We start from the raw sequence: 19,364 nt of genomic DNA, 5'->3' as shown, positions 1-19,364 counted from the left end.
AAAAAATGCCTATTAATCATCGCCGCTATGATTTTTACGCATACCCATCCTTTAATACCGAAGCAACCTAGCGGGGAGAATAAATTGAGTTTCCCATCAGTTCAGCCAGCTGCTCACGCACCCAGCGATGTGCCGGATCCTGATGGTAGATACCGTGCCACAATAACTGATAGTGGTTTTCAGGTGTCGGTAACGGTAGCGGTTTAGTGATGAGCGGATAACGTTTTGCGGCGTTGTTAGCGATATGCTCAGGCAAAACCATCAGCAGCTGGCTGCTTGCCAGTGCGCTGAAGGCCGCACAAAAGAACGGTACTGAATAAGCGATACGGCGTTTTAGACCATTTGCCATCAGGTGCTGGTCAAAGAACGAATCCTTGTCACCACCACTGGTTACGGTTACGAACTTGTACTGCAGCATCTGCTGCAGTGATGGTTGCGCCGCCGCAGCCAGCTCATGATCTATAGCCATCAGACAGACAGCACCGTCAGAGCCCAGATAGTGCCCCTGCACGTTTTCCGGGATATCTTCAATCATGGTAGAAACAAAATCGAGCGGTTTCTGACCCAGCCTGTGAACCCAGTCCGCTTCCAGATTTTGGTAGCGGATATCTATGCCCGGTGCGCGCCGCCAGAGGTGTTGCAGCACTTCGGGAAATATAAACTGAGCCACATAGTCCGTACAGGCAAAGTTAAAGCTGCGATAGCAAGTTGCCGGATCAAATCCAACCTCTTCGTCCAGGCTCCTGATCTGCTCCAGAATAATCTGTATTTTGGGCTTCAGTTGCTGCGCCCGGGCCGTCAGCAGGAAACCACTGCCTTCACGCAACAACAGCGGGTCACTAAAGTGCTCTCTTAACTGCCCCAACTGACGACTCATCGCAGACTGGGTCAGGTTCAGTTCTTCCGCAGCACGGGAGACATTTCGCTGCTCTAACAACACTTCCAGTGCTTTCAGCAGATTAAGATTCAAGCGATACATTTTCCATTTCCATATTTGGTACCGTGCAAAGGACGTGAATCCGCTTCACCGGACCTTTACAGCTTCACGATACAGGGGAGAGTACACGGTCATAACCTAACCTGATATGCTTCGGTGATGGAACTCTCCCGGATTAATCTAAATCTTCTGCTTTCACTTTACCATCTGCTAAATGAACGCAGTGTCACACGTGCGGCATCGACGCAGCATATTACCCAGCCAGCCATGAGTCGCAATCTTTCGCAGTTGCGTGAGATATTTAACGACCCGTTACTGGTACGGGTAGGTAACGACATGCATCTGACGCCGAGAGCCGAGAGTCTGTGGCAACAGCTTCCCGACCTGCTTAATCAGCTGGAAAGCCTTTTTGTTCCCGGTGACTTTGAACCGGCAGGATATCAGGGGCAATTTAACATTGCCGCAACCGACTACATCACTCAGGAGCTTTTACCTCCGGTGCTGGCTCAGTTACAGCTGGATGCTCCGGGACTGGACCTGCATTTTCACCTCTGGCACCCGGGCATGATGGACAGTCTGCGTCAGGGAAGGCTGGATCTGGCAACCTGCCTGCTGGACCAGATCCCTGATGATATCTACGGCCGCTGTATTGCCACGGATAACTATAGCTGTCTGGTCAGCGCTGAAGGGCCCCTTGCCGAAGGTGAACTGACGATTCAGCGTTACATCGATTCCGGCCATATTGCGGTTACCGGTGGCGGCGATAAAATCCGCGCGGTAGACGATGCCCTCAATCAACTCGGTCTCTATCGTCAACTGAAGCTAACCGTACCCTTTATCCATTCGGCGCTGGCTATCACTGCCCGAAGTCATTATCTGCTGACGCTTCCCGACTATATTGCCCGTCAGTTGGGACCAGGCTACGGACTGGTAAGCAAATCCCTGCCAGCAGAGTTACAGATCACGGCAGCGCAATATTACCTGATCTGGCATCACCGGTTGCAGAATGATCCAGCCCATCGCTATTTGCGCGAGCGTATCTTCCAGGCTCTCAGCCACGATCATCCAGTCTGAACTGAGCGGAAAGGTCATACGTATTTGTTATGACCTTTATCGAAAATAGCGATTAGCCCTGAATCACTTTGATTCTTACACTGGCGTCCTTTCTAAGGTGTACAGACGTTAAGGATTCGTGATGTTGGAGTGGTTAATACTGGCAGGCGTAATGTTGATGGGCGCAATGATTCCGGGCGCAAATACAGCATTGGTACTGCGTAATACGCTCAGCGGTTCATCCCGGCAGGGACTGATTACCGCTCTGGGACTGGCGACTGCGCTGGCAATTCACGTTTTGCTGACCATCGCCGGACTGGCGACTCTGATTAATGAAACCCCTGCACTCTATGATGCTATTCGCTGGTTAGGCAGCGCCTATCTGCTCTATATCGGCGTAACCTACCTGTTTACCAAGCCCAAAAAGAACGATCCTGATGATACTGCGGCGCTACCAGGTTCATCACATCCGTTTCTATCCGGTTTAATGGTTAGCCTGTTGAATCCGAAGATCCTGATGATGTTTATCGCTCTTTTCAGTCAGGTCCTGGAAAATGCAGAAAGCTGGCAGATGAAACTGCTATTTGGCATTACCCCGGTGATAACTGAGCTGTTGTGGTTCTCACTCATCGTCTATGCCCTCAGCCATCCGGCGATCCAATACCGTCTCGTTCAGGTTCGAACCAAACTGGAACGGGTCATTGGCGGAGCATTAGTCTTACTGGGCATCAAGGTAGCCGTCGGCTGATCGCAACCGAGAAGCGGATAAGGCAAGGGAAACTATGATCACCCTTGCCTCTCTGAGATCCGCTTAGCAGAAGCTAAGATTCCAGCTGGCTTAAGCGTTCTTCCAGCATATTAATCTGCTGCTGAAGTCTGCTGACCTGCGCTTCGAGCTGTTCAATCCGGCCAGGAGCTGACGCAGCCTCCGCAACTTCAGTCGCACAAACATCGCCCGGGTCACCGCAAAACAGCTGCGCATAACGGCTTTCCCGTTTACCCGGTTCACGCTGAAGCCGGGAAACTAAAGCACCGTTTTCCCGCTGGGACATTCCTATCAGAGTTTTCTCGACTTCTGCTACATCGGTAAACTCGCACAGGCGATTGGTTCGGGTCCGCAGCTCGCCAGGGGTCTGCGGACCTCGCAACAACAGAACGCAGACCAGCGCATACTCCTTTTCAGAAAGCTGTAGCTCACTGAACTCAGTATTGCAGAATCGGTGCTTATACTTGATCACCCGGCTACCAAATCCGGTCTCCTCCCGAATCAGCCGTTTATTCCCCAGCTCTGTCAGGGTATCCAGCACCTCTGCATCAGACAGCTCCATAACCGGATCGCGATTACTCTTCTGATTACAGGCACTGGTCAGAGCATTCAGCGACAGCGGATACTGGTCTGGTGTTGTAATCTCTTTTTCCATGAGACAGCCGATCAGTCGCGCTTCATTGGCAGAGAGATTGATATCCATTAGCTACTCCCGTTTCTATTGCAAATTTCGGACTACCGATCAATGTAATGGGATTTCAGCTGTTTGTCCCCTCTATTTCGCCCAACTCAATTAAAGCCCGGATCTGCTCTCTCACCCACTGACACATCGGATCAAAATGGTAACGGCTATGCCAGTAGATAAAGAAAGTTATTTCCTGCTTCACAACCTCTTCCGGTAGAGGCCTTATCGCCAGCTCACGGCCACAGGCGATGTGCTCGGCCAGCTTACGCGGCAGAGTAAATACCAGATCTGAACCCTCACAATACTCGGCGACTGACATAAAGCTTGATAGCCGCAGCATGACTTCACGCTGCAGGCCATACTGTTGTAGTACGCCATCGACATAACCCGGGCCTTTGCCGGTAATCGACACCAGACCATGCGGCGCTTCCACATAGCCGGGGAGACTGATCGGAGCAGCCGCAAGCGGGTGCCGCGAGGAGAGCAGGGCCACCGATTCCATGTGATCCAGAGCCAGCCGATGAAACTGATCAGCATTTCGGTATGGAGTCATTCCGGTGAGGCAGAAGTGCACATCGCCCTCTTCCAGTAGTTTGAAATGGCTTGCCACCTGGGGTACCAGCTCTACTCTTAGCTTTGGTGCCAGGTCTCTGAAGCGGCGAATGAGCTGAGGCAGATAAAGCGCCCCTTCCAGATCCAGACTGGTGATCTTCAATACACCGCTGGCCGTCTCCGGTTCAAAACGAGGCGGGCTCACCAACTGATGGGCGTCCTGTAGCAACATCTCCAGCCTTGGCCTCAATACCAGCGCCCGGGCACTCAGATCATACCCCTGACCGGCTTTCACCAGCAGCGGATCCTGAAACAGTCTCCTCAATCGTTGTAATGCCCGGCTCACGGCAGGCTGACTCATATTAAGCTCTTCAGCAGCACGGCTGACATGCTGTTGCTTTAACAACGCCCGCAGTACAACCAGCAAATTAAGATCCACCGATCTCAAATCCACTTCACGCATAACAACTATCACCTAAATGCATTAGACGCATACATCCTGCATGAGTAAAGTCTGCTTATCAATGCGTATCCGGATTTTGCGGCGAGCTAAGATATTTCCGCCCACTTAAAGGGCCGCAGTCGTCCGGCGGTAATGACGGACAGCTAAGCGCCAAGCGAAACAGATATCCTTTGTTATCGAAATTCCAGACATCTTTGAGTCGACATATAGAGATTGCGCGCACGAGAAACCAGCCAGACCGGTGCAGCAACGGACAGGTACAACTATGGAGAAGCACGGCAGACCAAGGAGATGTCACTTGTGCAGGCTTCAAATCACTCAGGTGCAATAATGCTCTTCCCCAAACCGGAAAACAGCGCCGACAGATCACCCGGCTACACGGCAAGCAGAAAGTGTGGCGACTCGCATTAAGGCGATGACTTACAGGAAACGATAATCACAATCAGTTTCAAAAAATGAAACAGTTTGTTTACAAATCTTAACGGCACTAATTGAACCAATTGTGTTCATATAGGCACGCTGCATAAGCGGCAGAAATGAGATAAGGTTCTGAATCTGATGGCTTTTAACAAAAAACTATTGAACGATAGAAATTCCTACGGCTGGGGCCTGATATCTATCCACTGGATTATGGCGCTGGCAATTATCGGGCTGTATCCACTGGGACTCTACATCGACAGCCTGACATATTACGATCCGGAATACCGCACCGTACCACACTGGCATAAAAGTATCGGTATTCTGGTCCTGATGTTACTGACTATCCGTATTATCTGGCGCACCGGCAATAAGCCTCCGGCCGAGCTACCCCAGCCAGCGATACTGACACTGGCGACTAAAGCCGTTCACAACTTGCTCTATATTCTGATGCTAGGAGTATTAGTGTCGGGATACATGATTTCTACCGCTGACGGGCGTCCAATAGCGGTCTTTAACTGGTTCGAAATCCCTGCCCTACCGGCACTGATAGACAACCAGGAAGACGTAGCCGGCGCAATTCACTACTGGATCGCCACTGCACTGGTCAGTTTGGCAGCGTTGCATGCGCTGGCTGCGCTTAAGCATCACTTCATCGACAAAGACGAAACCCTGAAACGTATATTTGGAATAAAATAGGATTAACCATGAAAGCAAAGATGATTAAAGGATTCGCAATTGCAGGCCTTCTGGCAACCTCACAGGTACAGGCCGCCGACTATGTGATCGACACTGCGGGTGCGCACGCCTCTATTGAGTTCCGCATCAGCCACCTGGGCACCAGCTGGCTGGTAGGTCGTTTCAATGATTTCAAAGGTGATTTCAGCTACGACTCCGCCAATCCTAACGCTTCCAGCATCAATGTCGATATCAAAACCGCGTCTATCGACTCAAATCACGCTGAGCGCGACAAGCACCTGCGCAGCGGAGACTTCCTGGATGTTTCCAAATACCCGGATGCATCATTCAAAAGTAAAGAGATCAAGTTTAATGGCAATGGCAGCGGCACTATGACCGGTGACCTGACCCTGCATGGCGTAACAAAAGAAGTGGACGTTAAGATTGCTAAAGTAGGCGAAGGCAAAGATCCGTGGGGCGGCTATCGTGCAGGCTTCACCGGCACAACTGAGCTGAAACTAAAAGACTTTGGTATCAACTACAACCTGGGCCCGGCATCAGAAACAGTTTATCTGGACCTGAATGTAGAAGGTAAGCGCAAGTAATAGCGCCCCTGAAGCACACTAAAAAAGCGGCGCCAGTTCTCGACTGGCGCCGCTTTTCTGTTTCTGCTGCAAACAATCGATCTAAGCCGGTATAGTTAGCGTCGAAAACAAGCAACAGGATATGCTCTGATGTCAGAATCCCCGAACCACTTCGAATGGAATGACCAGAAGGTCACCCAACTGCAGTCCCTCCTCGGCCGCATTCAGCTGGGCCTGATCGGACTTGCAATTGGTCTGCTATTGCTGGACCTGGCAAAACCCTGGTTGCTAGTGCCTATGGCACTGCTCTTCTTTCTGAGCAGTCGTGAGCTTCGCAAGATCGACAACCTGAACGAACAATGGCAGCAATCTTCTGTCACTCTTGCGCCGCGCTCGTTGCTCATCGAAAAACCAGCCCAGGACCAGCAGCAACGCATCACTTTTCGCAATATTGAATCTGTTGCATCCCGATCCCGCCTGGGCATAGAGATTCTGAGTTTGACAACCAGAGAAGAGGGTAACATCGAGCTACCCGGATTTAAGGAGAGCGAATCTCTACGGCAGCTGCTGATCGCTCAATTAGCAGACCATTCTGACGATTCTGCGAACAAATCCGCCTCCTGAAAAGCAGAGGCGTTTTGTACTTTTTCCCAGCTACTTATTTTTCGCGTTTATCTTTCTATACAACCACTCAGATACAGCGACTTAGCTGACAGCAGAGACCTGAACACTGCCGGATGCCTCACTCAGACGCCACCAAAGGTGCTTGCTGAACTCCGGCCACTGGGCCATATAATCGCCATCGGGTTCCAGATAGCTCTGCAGAATCGATCCCAGGATAAAAGTCTCCAGCATCTCTGTGGCGGCATTCAGCGTATCGGTATGCGCCAGCGGAAATGCCGCCTTAAACTGCTGACGATGACGTTCCTTCAATCCACGTAACACTTTGGTGACGGGCCCGCGAAACGCTGGTACGTGCATAACGGCACCGAGAAAGCCGTGCAACGCCTTAATCCGCTGACTACGCTGGAGGTAAAGCTCTCTCAGATCAGTTTCCAGCTGGGCGAAAAGCACTTCCGGGCGCTGGGCCGAAACCGTCTGAAGGCCAGCGAGATATTCATCCACCAACTGATCCAGCGCCGCCAGAACCACTTCATCCATCTGACGAAAGTGATGATAAAGTCCACCTTTGCTGATACCTGCCCGGCTGATCAGACTGCCTGCTGTCAGTGCCGCCAGACCTTTCTCAGCGATAATATCTGTTGCAGCCTGTAATATATGTAGCCGAGTTAATTCGGCATTGCCTTTGCTAATCATTAGCCTCTCACAAAGCTATAAAGCTTGAAGTTCAGTGATTGTGTCTCCGAACCCTGTTGGTGCGATCTGATACGCTGGATTTCGCATCAGGAACAATTCCGCCAGCCTTTATACGATTTGGCCCACGGATGCTCCTAGCTCCCAGACATCCCTTTCACTCCCGACGATCGTTCTCTATAAGCGACAGGATTAAGGCTAATGCTACGCTCAGTTACCAAATGGAAAAATGCAAACAGATTAGTTTGCTGACTCAGATCAAATCATGCAGTCAGAATCACGGCCCATGGAGTTCAGGTACTTCCAAAGAGAAAGTTCTGAACAGCCAATTTAAACAAGGACGAACCTAATCTCTGTACTTTTCGCCGGAGATTACCGCCTATACGCTCCGGCCTTACTGCCAGGGGCAGCCTGCCAACCAGCCCCCTCCTAAATGAGCTTTCTGTCCGGTTTGCCATCGAAACATCTCCTGCCGCGCAAGGCATAATCCGCAGAATGCGGCCTCATAAATAACAACGAAAGTACAGACCGGGTATACGAGCCTGAGAAGGCTCTCTGAAGACACCACTGCTGCGCCTATCACACCTGAACAGCGACACAACTGCACAAAAAATCCACATATCCTGGCGCTTTTACTCACTCGCTGAGGGAAGCCAGGCCGGGAAAAAGCTCAATTCGTTACAATGCGCTACAATAGATGGACATTGGCCTGACATTTGGGTCGGTATTCATTTACACTGCGTTGAAAACTAAGCTCTTTTGGTCCTGAACCTCAGACCGGCAAAGCTTACACCGGGTCTTTGGTAGCAAGTCATTATTCAGATCCGGTCAATGGTATTCCAGGTAGCTAGAAACGCGCCGTAGTCAGGGAAAATACAAGGCCGTGTGGAGACGGAAGTAGATGATGGATTTAACTGATCTGTACGTTGTAGTCGTAGAGCCCTCCAATCTGCAACGCAATATAATCTGCGATCGCCTGAGAAGCTTCGGGATTGAACAGATAGACGAGTTCACGGAAGCAACGCCCGCATGGGAGTCGATGCTTAAACGTGTGCCGGATATTGCCGTATCTTCAATGCACCTGCCAGATATGACCGGCACTGAACTGGTCAATCAGATGCGCGAACACCCTGCCCTGCGCGATGTGACTTTTCTGCTGATCTCTTCGGAGACCCACTACCGTTACCTGGAACCTATACGCCAGGCTGGCGCTATTGCGATTCTACCCAAGCCGTTCAGCCGCGATGAGCTCTGCACCGCCCTGCGCAGCACATTACACTACATCAGCGACACCTCTTCAGAACATCATGATGAGGATCATGAAGACCTGAGCGTGCTGCTGGTAGATGACAGCCGCATGTCTCGTAAGGTTGTGCGGAAGATGCTGGATGCACTTGCGATTGGCGAAATCACTGAGGCGGGCGATGGTTCAGAGGCGCTGGAGCGTATACGCGCTGGCCAGCGTTTTGACCTGATCGTCACTGACTACAATATGCCCAATGTTGATGGCAAAGAACTAACCGAGCATATTCGCCATCATAGCGATATTCCAACAGTTCCTATCATGATGATTACCAGTGAGCAGAACGAAAGCCATCTGGCGGCCATACAGCAGGCAGGCGTATCGGCTATCTGCAGCAAACCACTCTCATATGAGATGGTAAAGGTCCTGATCGAGCAACTGGTTAACGACCTGGAAATCTGACCTCTTCAGGCTAACGTCTATTACAGAGACGATTACCCCACCTGCTGACAGATCCGTTCTGGTATCGGATCTGTCAGAACTCCAGCAAAGCGTCCCGCTGCTGCAGCGCTTCTTTAGCCTGTCGCCATTCAGGATAGTAACGCTCAACAAGCTTCCAGAATGCGTTGCCGTGATTGAAATGTTGCAGATGAGACAGCTCATGCACAATCACATAGTCCAGCAGCTCAGGTGGCACCAAAATCAACCGCCAGTTAAGAGAGATTGCACCGCGATTATCACAACTCCCCCAGCGCCGCCGGTAGCCTTTCACCTTAAAACCACTGTATTCCAGTCCCATTTGCTGACTCCATTGCTGCAGCCTGGGTTCGAATATCTCTGCGGCCTGACTCTTAAACCATTGCTGCAGCAACCTGCTAACACGCTCGTCATCAGCGCCACGCCCTCTTGAAGAGAGCAGGACATTTAAGCGCCCCGGCGCCTTAGAAACCTGATTGCGACTACCAATCTCCCAGCCCAGTTGCAATGACTCTCCCAATAGCGGTATTACAGCTCCCTGGCTGATGCGAATACCGTGGCAACGTTGTTGCCGGGCAAGTTTTTCCTGCTGCAGGGCTATCCAATCAGCTTTCGACGCTACCCAACGTTCCACCCATAGGGGATCGGCCCTTTCAGGTACCGAGACCTTCACTCCCTGATGGTCCACTTTAATGGCAGCAGTTTTACGACGTGTGCTGCGAACCAATGTGTATCGGGGTGTTTCATTCATCTTCATTTTCAGGAGTCCGGCGGTTCTTTAGGGTCACAGGCCGCCTCTCGACAAAGGATTAAGAGTGATGCATGGCATCGGCGATTATGACAGAATAGCCACAAATTAACGGACCCGGTATGTAACAGGGTGAAAGCTAAAAGCCTGTGCAAATTCAGCAAGGATGATATCGAAAAACATTTCGACAAGCTTGCTGAAGTCACTCATAAAAGCCTTTATCTATGCACTAAGTGTGCACGTTCAGCCAACAGTAAAAAGTGGCTCTGCAAGCCTAAAGAGGTCAGCTAGTCTGATCAGGGACAGGCAGGTCGCTTTACCGGGCCAGATCTTTATGCGCCGCAGTCGCTTCACAAATCCCGCAGTATTTAAGGAGACTTTTGATGCTTAGCCAGCAGATGCTCGACAAGCTCAATGAACAGATCAATCTGGAGTTTTACTCTTCCAATCTTTACCTCCAGATGAGCGCATGGTGCGAACATAAAGGATATGAAGGCTGCGCCAATTTCCTCCGTGAGCACGCTGATGAAGAGATGGAACATATGAAACGTCTCTTCACCTACGTCAACGAAACGGGCTCTCTGGCTCAGATGGGCGCTATCGAAGAGCCACCCACCCAGTTCGACTCAATCAAGCATCTGTTTGAAAACGTGCTGGAACATGAGTGCCTCGTTACCAGCAAGATCAATGAGCTGGCCCATACCGCATTTACCAATCAGGACTACTCGACTTTCAGCTTCCTGCAGTGGTACGTATCCGAGCAGCACGAAGAAGAAAAGCTGTTTAAGGGCATCCTGGATAAGATTGAGATCATCGGCGAAGACGGCAAGGGCCTGTTCTTTATCGATAAGGAAGTGGGCAATCTGGTGGGCAACAAAGGCACCAGCATTATGGAAGTCGCGTCCACTAACGATCTGTAATCACGCAGACCGAAGCGACGATGCGGGATCAGATAGCTCTGATCCCGCAACTGATACAATGAGCGATTCCATCCCTCTACACGACCTGCTGACACAGATCCGCCAATGCGATCTCTGTAAAGAGCAACTCCCTCTTGGACCCAATCCGGTTGTCCGCGCCTCTTCCAGCGCGCGAATACTGATCATAGGCCAGGCACCGGGCACCCGTGTCCATGCCAGCGGTATTCCCTGGGATGACGCCAGTGGCAAACGCCTGCGACAGTGGTTAAACCTGAGTGACGAAGCGTTCTATGACCAGAGCCGGATCGCCATAGTCCCGATGGGCTTCTGCTATCCTGGCAAAGGCCGCTCCGGCGATCTGCCACCGCGCCCGGAATGCGCGCCGAAATGGCACCACCTTTTGCTGCAGCAGATGCCTGATCTGGAGTTAACCCTATTAATCGGCCAGTATGCTCAGAAATACTACCTGCAGGATCAGTATAAAACCCTGACCGAGCGGGTCAGCCACTGGCAAGAGGCGCCGGACGGTATAATCCCGCTGCCTCACCCTTCACCACGAAACCAGATCTGGCTGAAGCGCAATCCCTGGTTTGAACAGCAGCTGGTTCCTGAACTGCAACGACGGATCAAGCTGATCTCAGCGACGGCCTAACTGATCCCTGCAACGCTTCAGCTGCTCAATCATGGCACTTTCCAGACGCAGGTCCTGCTCGCAGCTGTATTGCAATCGTTCATGACAGTCTGCCAGCATAACCAGCTCATTGCGCCATTGGGGCTGCCCCTCGGCCACCCGTTCGCAAAACTGTCTCAGCGTCTCGCCTTCATGACGGGACCATCCTAACGGGATCAAGCTACTCAGCAGCTTATCAAGCTGACGCTGCCAAACAGGCCGGACAACCGGATTTTCCTGCCGTCTCTGCTGCCAGTAGATAACCAGCAACATCAGCGCGAATGGGATCATTAACGCAAACACCAGCCGTATAGAGTCGACTTTTCCCAGTAACCGTTCCAGCAGCCCCTGCTGGCGATTCTGATAGTTCAGTACCCAGCGCTGCCAGCGGAAATCGATCGCATCCAGCTGCCAGCGCAGCTGCGCCAGCCAGTCGGCCTGATGCAGGCCTGCCAGTGGAAGATCGGCCAGAAAGTCGGGTTGATCCTGATACATGTCCTGCGCTGGCATCTGTACCCGTTCCGGTGCAACCGCGGCAGTCGGGTCGTAACGCACCCAACCTCTTTCAGGTAACCAGGCCTCGACCCAGGCATGGGCATCATATTGCCGGACCAGCATATAGCTACCATCGGGGCTCCACTCGCCTCCCTGATAACCGGCCACCACCCGCGCCGGAATATTCGCCGCCCTGAGCATAAACACCAGTGCCCCGGAGTAATGCCCGCAAAATCCGGTCTGACTCTCAAACAGGAAGTCATCAATATCATTCTGCCCCAGCAACGGCGGCGTCAGGCTATAGATAAAACTGTTGTTAAAGCGGGTCAGGAGAGCCGCGATGTATGATTCAGCATCTGCATTCTCGGCCACCAGCTGCTGCGCCAGCGCCCGGCTCTTCGGGTTGCCGGGCGGTAAGCGAAGATAGCGCAACAGGGATTCAGCGCTTCTGGGATAAGTGCGGTACTGAGTTGCCGAACGCAGTTGGTAACGATAGCGTTCCCTGAGAGGCTCACTGGCCCGCAATGTAAAATCTGTGGACTGACGTATCTCTGCCGAAAAGGCCAGAGGTATATCCAGTGCAGGCAGATATTGCTGAAAACTTGGCTCCATCACGACACTGTAGGCCAGCTCATCTCCCAGTGACCGGGCCAGGTCAATATCGGTGACGCTGACATGGCGAGGCAACAGCGGATGCGCTCCATCGGGTTCGGACCAGGTGCCCTTGTCATAGCTGCCGTACGTCATGACCCGCCAGTAGAGCTCTGATTGCTCTGGCTTACGATCAACAAACTCCGCCCGAAAGGCAATATCGGCGTTACGGGTCAGGCGTGAAATATCGCCGGGAGACATCTTTTCACTTAAGCCGGTTTTGGTCGAAGTGCTGCTCAACGGCACCGTCCAGAGTGGCGGCAGACGGGGCATCAGTAAAAACAGCACCACCATCAGCGGCAACGCCTGCAACAGAATCATGGCGCTATGGCGGAAAGGGCCCGATAAACCGCTATCACTGCTCTGAAACACGGCGCCCAGAGCGGTGGTGATAATCAGGATACAAAACAGCACATAGAAGGTAGCCGTCATAGACTGATCAAATAACAGGGTGCTGGCGGCTACCAGGTAAGCAACCATCATCACCAGCAATGCATCGCGGCGTTTATAAATCTCCAGCATCTTGAGACTGAATCCCAATACCAGCAATGACACCATCGAGTCCAGACTGATACCCTGGCCAATTTTCAGCATGAGTGGCAAGCCCAGTCCGGCGACCAGGATCGTACGAATACTCCAGTGCGGGAAAGACCAGCGCCCGAGATAGACCATATAGCGCCATCCTGTGGTCATCAGGGTCACCAGCAGCAGCCAGACCGGCAACTCCCATACCAGAGGCAGCACCACCAGCAGCACTGCCACCATCTGCCAGATCAGCGCCGGTCGTGAAAGCTGAAATTCAGGCTTCATCTGTGCCGACTCCACAAACGGCCAATGCACGCAATACCGCATCGAGATGGTTCTGTCCCAATGAGGGCGCTATACGGCACTGGGGTAACTTGAGACCAAAGGGCGTTTGCTCCTGATTGAGCCTCAACGCCCAGTAGGTCAGGCGGGATAGCAACGTCTCCAGATCCGTCCCCGGCCACAAACTGAAATCCAGCCAGACATGGGTACTCTGATTCGCGACATACTGCTTCGCCTGAAGCCCCTGCCCCCGGGCATAGGTTTTCCAGTCTATCCGTCGGGGTGACATTCCGGGCTGATAGGGCTGCAGTCCGGCAAAGTCATCATTCCCCTGCCGCATGCCTGCCTGTCCATCGCCTTCTGAGTCGGCCGAATCCGGCAGTGCACCGCAAGCCAGCGGTTGAGGGTAAACGACCGTACCCTGATCAATGCCCAGCCAGCTCCAGGCCACCAGAATCCCCAGCGGAAAGCGACTCTCTATTCTCAGAGGCCCGGGACGCAGCACACCACGCTGCTGCGCCGGGTAGTTAAGCGTACAGAATTGATAGGATTGCCCTTTAAGGCTGACCAGTGCAGTACCGCCTTGCGGCCAGCTTAGCCTGATATTTTCATGGCTGCGCCCACGACAGGCATCCAACCGCAACTCAAATCCGGCCTCCTCCCCGACGAAACATGGATTACTGCGAACAGCACTCACTTTCAGGCCGGACAGGTTGAAGTAGGTATGGAGGATCGTCACCACAAAAACACTGGTCAGCAGGAAGCCAAGCGCCATCACCAGATTATTCTGGTAATTGGTTCCGAGCAGGAAGAGCAGGATCGCTACGCCAATAAAGGCAAGCCCTGCGGCAGAGGGGAATATGAAGATACGACGCTGGTTCAGCTCAAGACTGGTGCCCTTTCCACGTCGATGACTAAGCCAGTCCTGATAGCGCTTAGTCAGGCCACGGGGAATGATCGTCTCAGCCAAGGACATCAACCTCGCCCAGCAGTCTTTGCACCAGCGCCAGACCACTGGAGTCAGCAAACTCCTCACTGGCTTTCAGGCGATGGCCAAACACCGGCCCAAGTAGCGCCTGCAGGTCTTCAGGTACCACGTAACTACGGCCATGCATATAGGCCCAGGTTTTTGCACAACGCAGCAGCGCCAGCGCGCCCCTCGGGGAGATACCATAAGCGAAATTTTTGTTTTCACGACTGTAACGCAGCAAGCGCTGTAGATAATCCAGCAAGCTTTCGGAAACCTGTACCTGGTCACAGGCCCGGGAGATCTCTACTAAAATGTCCGGATGCAGACAAACCGGTAGATCCGCAATCCGCTGCCGTCCATCGCCCCCCCGCAGTAACGCCCTCTCTGCGTCATGTTCCGGATAACCGAGAGAGATCCGCATCAGAAAACGGTCAAGCTGGGACTCCGGCAGCGGATAAGTGCCGTATTGATGCACCGGGTTCTGGGTGGCGATAACAAAGAATGGCTGCGGCAGAGGTAAACAGTCTCCGTCAACCGAGACCTGACGCTCTTCCATCGCCTCAAGCAAAGCGCTCTGGGTTTTCGGCGTGGTGCGGTTTATCTCGTCTGCCAGCAATAATTGCGTAAAGACGGGGCCCTGATGATAGCGAAAACTGCCGCTGGCCGCATCGAACACCGATACGCCGAGAATGTCTGCGGGCAGCATATCGCTGGTGAACTGAACCCGCTGGTAATCCAGCCCCAGCACCCGGGCCAAGGCATGCGCCAGCGTGGTTTTCCCCATCCCCGGCAGATCCTCGATCAACAGGTGGCCCTGTGACAGCAGGCACGTTAACGCCTGCCGGATCTGCTTCTCCTTGCCAAAAAGTACTTCACTAATCGCGTCAATCGCCCGGTCTATCTCTGACTGCATCCCTTTTCCCTTAAATCACTGCGCAGAACAACTGGCACTGCTGAAAAGACCGCCCCGGGAGATTACCCCTAACCGGTCTGCTCAGCCTCAACTTCAACAGGTCGGCCAGCGGTAAGAGATTGCATTACTTTTTCCGCTAAAGCCAGCCCGCTTTCAAATGCCCCCTCAACACCGCCACCGGCAAACCAGTCACCACAGACGCCGATGCAAACATCTTCGCCCCAGAGACAGAGTTGAGTCTCACTGCCCTGTGTATGGCTATACAGCCAGCGGTGAGTGCGAATATCACTAATTTCAGGCAACGGCCCCAGCAGATCCTCGAAGGCAGTCAGCATTCTGTGCTGTACATAATCCGGGCTATCACGACGATGCTGACGACTCCAGTCGGCACGGGCTTCCAGCACCCAGCGATCCGCCCCCTGTCGCCCCGGCTTTGCACTGTCTCTTACCAGACGATGAAACACCTCATGCTCACCGGATATCAGCTCAACCGGTGAGTTCAGCGGTTCCATCAAGGTCAGGGCGGTCACCCAGGCCGGTTGTACCTCTACTGCGGCCGCACGTGACCGAAAGCGTCCGACACCGTCCAGCAGCGGTACAGCCTGTGGTGCTGGCGTAGCGATCAGCACCGCATCAAATTCACCACTGAGGCGATTATCTTCATCACGCAGGCTAATACCTTCTCGGGAGGGCCAGACCAGCGAGATGCGTTTTTTAGATATCAGGTGGCAATCCGAGATAAGACTGCGGGTTAAGGCACTCATTCTGGCGGTAGCTGCATAGACTCGTGGAGATTCAATAAGGTCTCCGTTGAAAAGCTGGTGGGATGGATACCAGTGGCTCAGTATGCCCGCTTCAACCTGCCGCTCCAGCCAGCGATTAAACCGTACGCCTGCGGATTCGAAAAACGGCAATCCCAGGTCGACACTGTTATCCCCAAGCCGGCACGACGCCAGCCTGCCGCCGGTACCCCGGCTTTTATCGAACAAAGTGACTTCGCAGCCATGATCACACAGATAGCGGGCGGCTACCGTACCAGACAATCCGGCTCCTATAACCGCTACCCGAAGCGTTTCTCCGTTGGACATCCTGTCTTCCTCCGTCCAGATTTACTATTGGCTCAGCACGGCCGTGGTTGCTTATGATTCCTTTACAGGTTCCTGTAACAGCCTTTCTATGGCGCGCCTGAAGCGCCCGCTGTCAGGCGAGGTAATGCTGCTGTAAACATCGACCACCTCGCCATTGCGGTTAATCAGATACTTGTAGAAATTCCACTTTGGCGTGGTACCACTGGCTGTCACAAGATTGCGCCAGAATGGGTCTGCATCGGCGCCACGAACCCGGGCCTTGGCAAACATGGGAAATTCCACACCATAAGTGGTGCGGCAGAAGTTACTGATCTGCTGCGCTGTACCCGGCTCCTGCTGACCAAAGTCATTCGACGGAAACCCGAGCACGACCAGGCCCTGGTCACGGTATTCGCGATATAACTTTTCCAGGCCTTCATACTGACCGGTGAAAGCGCATTTGCTTGCCGTGTTCACAACCAGCACTACCTTGCCACTGTAGGCCTGACACAGATTGACCGTTTTGTTCTCGGCCAGGGTCTTAACCTCATACGCCAGCAGGTCAGTACATGCCGTAGCTGACGGGGTAAAAAGCAGTGCCGAGAGTGAAACGAATAACGATTTCATCATAGTGTCTTAAAAAGTAAGGGGCATCGATTCGCGGTGGTAGTCAGCATACTCTGCCTGACATGCTTCATCATGAGGTATAACCTGCACCAGGTTTGCCTTATGCACCCCCGCCTTCTGGCAAAGCCCATAGGCCTGGGTAACGTTTTTGCAGGTCACCACTTCACCATGGCTGTCCTTAATCAATTCACGGACAGGTTCTGAATCTTTGTCATACTCCACCTCAATCACCATTGGGCCACAGCCGGATTCGATAAAGTTAACCGCTCTCAGTGAGTGCGCCTCAGCCAGTGATTTAAAATCTGCGACGTTCATGTTTCAGTCTCCCGTTTTGGCCACTAAGCCCGTACCGGCTGGTAGCGGTGCCCAAACTGCCCTCTGCTGGCCTGATTATTAGTCGGGTTTACGTAACGATACGAGTTTTGGATTACGACCAGTCTTCAGCTTAGCCCAAGGGTGCAGGAGTGCAGCTTTTTAGCGAATGAAGCCGTGATTTTACAGGCGGGAGTGGGAAAGAGTGCCGATAACCTAGCGCCAGACTAAGTCGGATCTCAGGCAGAAAGGGAAGCGGGCCTGAACAGAAATACTGCCATTGCATCCTGATCAGGCCCGGATAGGGCTAACTGGCTAGGGCTAGCTTCAGCAGCAACCGCCGCTGCCACCCTCATCCGCGTCGTTGCGGGAAAATGGCATCAGGGTGCCGCAACCATCGAAAATGCCGTAATGAGTATCCCAGTTGCCGACAAATTCAAAGTGTTCAGCAAAACGGGTGTCGTGCAACATACGCCAGGTGTTACCGCAAACCGGGAATACTTTGCCACGTTCGATACGGTGATGGGCATCCAGCTGAAAGAATTCCGGATGCTGCGCCAGTGTCCCTTTATAGATCACGGCCTGGCCGTAATCCTCACAGGCATCTTCCAGCTGTTCGATCTTAAACAGCCGGTAGGTGGCAGAATAAAAGCCAATATGACCAATCTTTGCCTGAATCCGCTCGTTGTCGATAGTGATCGGACGATCTTCAACCAGTCTCGGATCAGCAAAGCCGGCCTTAGCGGCCAGACGCAGGAAGTCATTCCAGTAAAGAGCACCCGAGAGGCATTCACCGTAGAGTTCCGGATCCTGCTGCAGGCTCGCAGAGATACGGCGGTCCGCATAGACATCAGAGAAATACAGTTCACCACCCGGTTTCAGCAGACGCCAGGCTTCACGAAACACGGCTTCTTTATCCGGACTCAGATTGATTACGCAGTTAGAAACGATGATATCAAAGCTGTTGTCCGGCAGGTTAAGCTGATCGAGCTGTTCGATATAGCCTTTATGGAACGTCACGTTGCCAGCGCTATAACCGAATTTCTGCTGGTGATAGGCTTTGTGACGGTTCGCCACTTCCAGCTGTTCATCGGTCATATCCACACCAACAACCTGCCCCTGCTCACCAGTCAGCTGAGCCAGCACATAACAATCCCGCCCCGAGCCACTGCCCAGATCCAGTATGGAGCAGCCCTGCAGTGCCTCAGGCGCAACCAGCCCGCAGCCGTAATAGCGCATCATCACTTCATCATGCACGTTACTCAGCGCATCTTTGATATAGCGCGGCAACTGGGTATCTGTACAACATGCATTGGTTTGCAGGTCATCGCTGCCCTGTAAAACCTTGCCGTAATATTCCTGGACCTCTTGATGCATCTTTCACCTTTTCTTCAGCCATAAAAAACGCGTGGACCGGTTCACCAGTGCACGCGTCTTTCAAAATTCAACTGTCTGCCGCCTGCCGACGACAGCTAAACGGCGCACAGATATGGCGCCATTTGCGAACTCTTAGTGATCGTCACCTTCGCCGTGCACATGACCATGCTCCAGCTCTTCCTGAGTGGCAGCGCGTACTTCAACGACTTCAACGTTAAAGTGCAGAGTCTGGCCTGCCAGCGGATGGTTACCATCCAGAGTGACGCCTTCTTCTTCTACCTTTACAACAGTCACAGGCTGCTGACCCCAAGGCGCTTCAGCCATAAACTGCATGCCTACTTCCACCTGCTCAACACCCTGGAAGTTCTCATGTGGTACAACCTGCACCATCTCTTCATGAACTTCGCCGTAGCCTTCTTCCGGTGCAACGGTCACATCCAGCTTGTCACCAACGACTTTACCAACCAGTGCCTTTTCCAGACCAGCGATGATGTTCTGAGCGCCACACAGAAACGGCAGAGGCTCCTGACCTTCAGAGGAGTCCAGCACCTCACCTGCGTCATTTTTCAGGGTGTAATGGATATTAGCGACGGTGTTTTCAGCGATCTGCATGGATAATTCTCCGACAGGAGGGAACG

General features: G+C 52.8%; 21 protein-coding genes. 8 read left to right on the top strand and 13 right to left on the bottom strand.

Annotation, left to right across the window (positions count from 1 at the left end; genetic code table 11):
* Positions 1-67 precede the first annotated feature (67 nt).
* A complete protein-coding gene (locus Q354_RS0101370) occupies positions 68-979 on the bottom strand; it encodes a LysR family transcriptional regulator (protein WP_027856043.1) in 912 nt (303 codons plus the stop codon).
* Between the two features lie 117 nt (positions 980-1,096).
* Between Q354_RS0101370 and Q354_RS0101365 the strand changes: the two genes are divergently transcribed.
* Positions 1,097-2,011, top strand: coding sequence for a LysR family transcriptional regulator (locus tag Q354_RS0101365; RefSeq protein ID WP_027856042.1), 915 nt, complete (start codon positions 1,097-1,099; stop codon positions 2,009-2,011).
* 121 nt (positions 2,012-2,132) lie between these two features.
* A complete protein-coding gene (locus Q354_RS0101360) occupies positions 2,133-2,738 on the top strand; it encodes a LysE family translocator (RefSeq protein ID WP_027856041.1) in 606 nt (201 codons plus the stop codon).
* A 73-nt stretch (positions 2,739-2,811) separates the two neighbouring features.
* On the opposite strand, the gene Q354_RS0101355 is transcribed toward Q354_RS0101360, so the two are convergent.
* Positions 2,812-3,459, bottom strand: a complete 648-nt coding sequence (locus Q354_RS0101355; protein ID WP_027856040.1) for a YceH family protein — start codon at positions 3,457-3,459, stop codon at positions 2,812-2,814.
* A gap of 55 nt (positions 3,460-3,514) precedes the next feature.
* Positions 3,515-4,456 carry a LysR family transcriptional regulator gene (locus Q354_RS0101350; RefSeq protein ID WP_027856039.1) on the bottom strand — a complete coding sequence of 314 codons (942 nt, stop codon included), beginning with the start codon at positions 4,454-4,456 and terminating at the stop codon, positions 3,515-3,517.
* A 558-nt stretch (positions 4,457-5,014) separates the two neighbouring features.
* Between Q354_RS0101350 and Q354_RS0101345 the strand changes: the two genes are divergently transcribed.
* The 3 genes from Q354_RS0101345 to Q354_RS0101335 all read left to right on the top strand — a co-directional run bounded on the left by Q354_RS0101345 (position 5,015) and on the right by Q354_RS0101335 (position 6,759).
* Positions 5,015-5,572 (top strand): cytochrome b, encoded by a 558-nt coding sequence (locus Q354_RS0101345; protein ID WP_027856038.1) that lies wholly within the window; start codon positions 5,015-5,017, stop codon positions 5,570-5,572.
* 8 nt (positions 5,573-5,580) lie between these two features.
* A complete protein-coding gene (locus Q354_RS0101340) occupies positions 5,581-6,156 on the top strand; it encodes a YceI family protein (RefSeq protein WP_027856037.1) in 576 nt (191 codons plus the stop codon).
* Positions 6,157-6,285: 129 nt separating this feature from the next.
* The gene (locus Q354_RS0101335; protein ID WP_027856036.1) at positions 6,286-6,759 is read left to right on the top strand and encodes a hypothetical protein; all 474 of its coding nucleotides are present in this window, start codon (positions 6,286-6,288) and stop codon (positions 6,757-6,759) included.
* Positions 6,760-6,840: 81 nt separating this feature from the next.
* On the opposite strand, the gene Q354_RS27110 is transcribed toward Q354_RS0101335, so the two are convergent.
* Entirely contained in the window at positions 6,841-7,452 is a 612-nt protein-coding gene (locus Q354_RS27110) for a TetR/AcrR family transcriptional regulator (protein ID WP_051559796.1), read from the bottom strand.
* An 898-nt stretch (positions 7,453-8,350) separates the two neighbouring features.
* Here Q354_RS27110 and Q354_RS0101325 point away from each other — a divergent pair.
* The gene (locus Q354_RS0101325; protein ID WP_245600963.1) at positions 8,351-9,154 is read left to right on the top strand and encodes a response regulator; all 804 of its coding nucleotides are present in this window, start codon (positions 8,351-8,353) and stop codon (positions 9,152-9,154) included.
* Positions 9,155-9,227: 73 nt separating this feature from the next.
* Here Q354_RS0101325 and Q354_RS27105 read toward each other — a convergent pair whose 3' ends face one another.
* A complete protein-coding gene (locus tag Q354_RS27105) occupies positions 9,228-9,926 on the bottom strand; it encodes a M48 family metallopeptidase (protein WP_051559795.1) in 699 nt (232 codons plus the stop codon).
* A gap of 374 nt (positions 9,927-10,300) precedes the next feature.
* On the opposite strand from Q354_RS27105, the gene ftnA reads away from it, so the two are divergent.
* Together ftnA and Q354_RS0101305 are read left to right on the top strand one after the other, a co-directional pair.
* Positions 10,301-10,837: a non-heme ferritin gene (gene ftnA / locus Q354_RS0101310; RefSeq protein WP_027856033.1), complete on the top strand. Its 537-nt coding sequence runs from the start codon at positions 10,301-10,303 to the stop codon at positions 10,835-10,837.
* A 58-nt stretch (positions 10,838-10,895) separates the two neighbouring features.
* Positions 10,896-11,489: a uracil-DNA glycosylase family protein gene (locus Q354_RS0101305; RefSeq protein ID WP_036228168.1), complete on the top strand. Its 594-nt coding sequence runs from the start codon at positions 10,896-10,898 to the stop codon at positions 11,487-11,489.
* Here Q354_RS0101305 and Q354_RS24195 read toward each other — a convergent pair.
* From Q354_RS24195 to Q354_RS0101265, 8 genes are all read right to left on the bottom strand, one after another.
* Complete coding sequence (locus Q354_RS24195; RefSeq protein WP_051559794.1) at positions 11,475-13,463, bottom strand: transglutaminase TgpA family protein; 1,989 nt, start codon at positions 13,461-13,463, stop codon at positions 11,475-11,477. The two genes, Q354_RS0101305 and Q354_RS24195, sit on opposite strands and share 15 nt — an antisense overlap.
* Positions 13,453-14,430 carry a DUF58 domain-containing protein gene (locus tag Q354_RS0101295; RefSeq protein ID WP_456085362.1) on the bottom strand — a complete coding sequence of 326 codons (978 nt, stop codon included), beginning with the start codon at positions 14,428-14,430 and terminating at the stop codon, positions 13,453-13,455. The genes Q354_RS24195 and Q354_RS0101295 overlap by 11 nt, the downstream gene beginning before the upstream one ends.
* Entirely contained in the window at positions 14,423-15,343 is a 921-nt protein-coding gene (locus Q354_RS0101290) for an AAA family ATPase (RefSeq protein WP_027856030.1), read from the bottom strand. Before Q354_RS0101290 ends, Q354_RS0101295 begins: the two co-directional genes overlap by 8 nt.
* 68 nt (positions 15,344-15,411) lie before the next feature.
* On the bottom strand, positions 15,412-16,431 hold the full coding sequence (locus tag Q354_RS0101285; RefSeq protein ID WP_027856029.1) for an NAD(P)/FAD-dependent oxidoreductase: 1,020 nt from the start codon (positions 16,429-16,431) through the stop codon (positions 15,412-15,414).
* Between the two features lie 51 nt (positions 16,432-16,482).
* Positions 16,483-17,037, bottom strand: a complete 555-nt coding sequence (locus Q354_RS0101280; RefSeq protein WP_036228166.1) for a glutathione peroxidase — start codon at positions 17,035-17,037, stop codon at positions 16,483-16,485.
* A 9-nt stretch (positions 17,038-17,046) separates the two neighbouring features.
* Positions 17,047-17,352, bottom strand: a complete 306-nt coding sequence (locus Q354_RS0101275; protein WP_027856027.1) for a hypothetical protein — start codon at positions 17,350-17,352, stop codon at positions 17,047-17,049.
* A gap of 324 nt (positions 17,353-17,676) precedes the next feature.
* Positions 17,677-18,726 (bottom strand): methyltransferase domain-containing protein, encoded by a 1,050-nt coding sequence (locus Q354_RS0101270; RefSeq protein ID WP_027856026.1) that lies wholly within the window; start codon positions 18,724-18,726, stop codon positions 17,677-17,679.
* Positions 18,727-18,858: 132 nt separating this feature from the next.
* Positions 18,859-19,338 carry an FKBP-type peptidyl-prolyl cis-trans isomerase gene (locus Q354_RS0101265; RefSeq protein WP_027856025.1) on the bottom strand — a complete coding sequence of 160 codons (480 nt, stop codon included), beginning with the start codon at positions 19,336-19,338 and terminating at the stop codon, positions 18,859-18,861.
* Positions 19,339-19,364 lie beyond the last annotated feature (26 nt).

Origin of the sequence: Marinobacterium jannaschii DSM 6295 (assembly GCF_000620085.1) — a bacterium.
Classification (GTDB): Bacteria; Pseudomonadota; Gammaproteobacteria; order Pseudomonadales; family Balneatricaceae; genus Pontibacterium; species Pontibacterium jannaschii.
The sequence above is the reverse complement of the archived record's forward strand: the minus strand, read 5'-3'. Positions and strand labels throughout refer to the sequence as shown.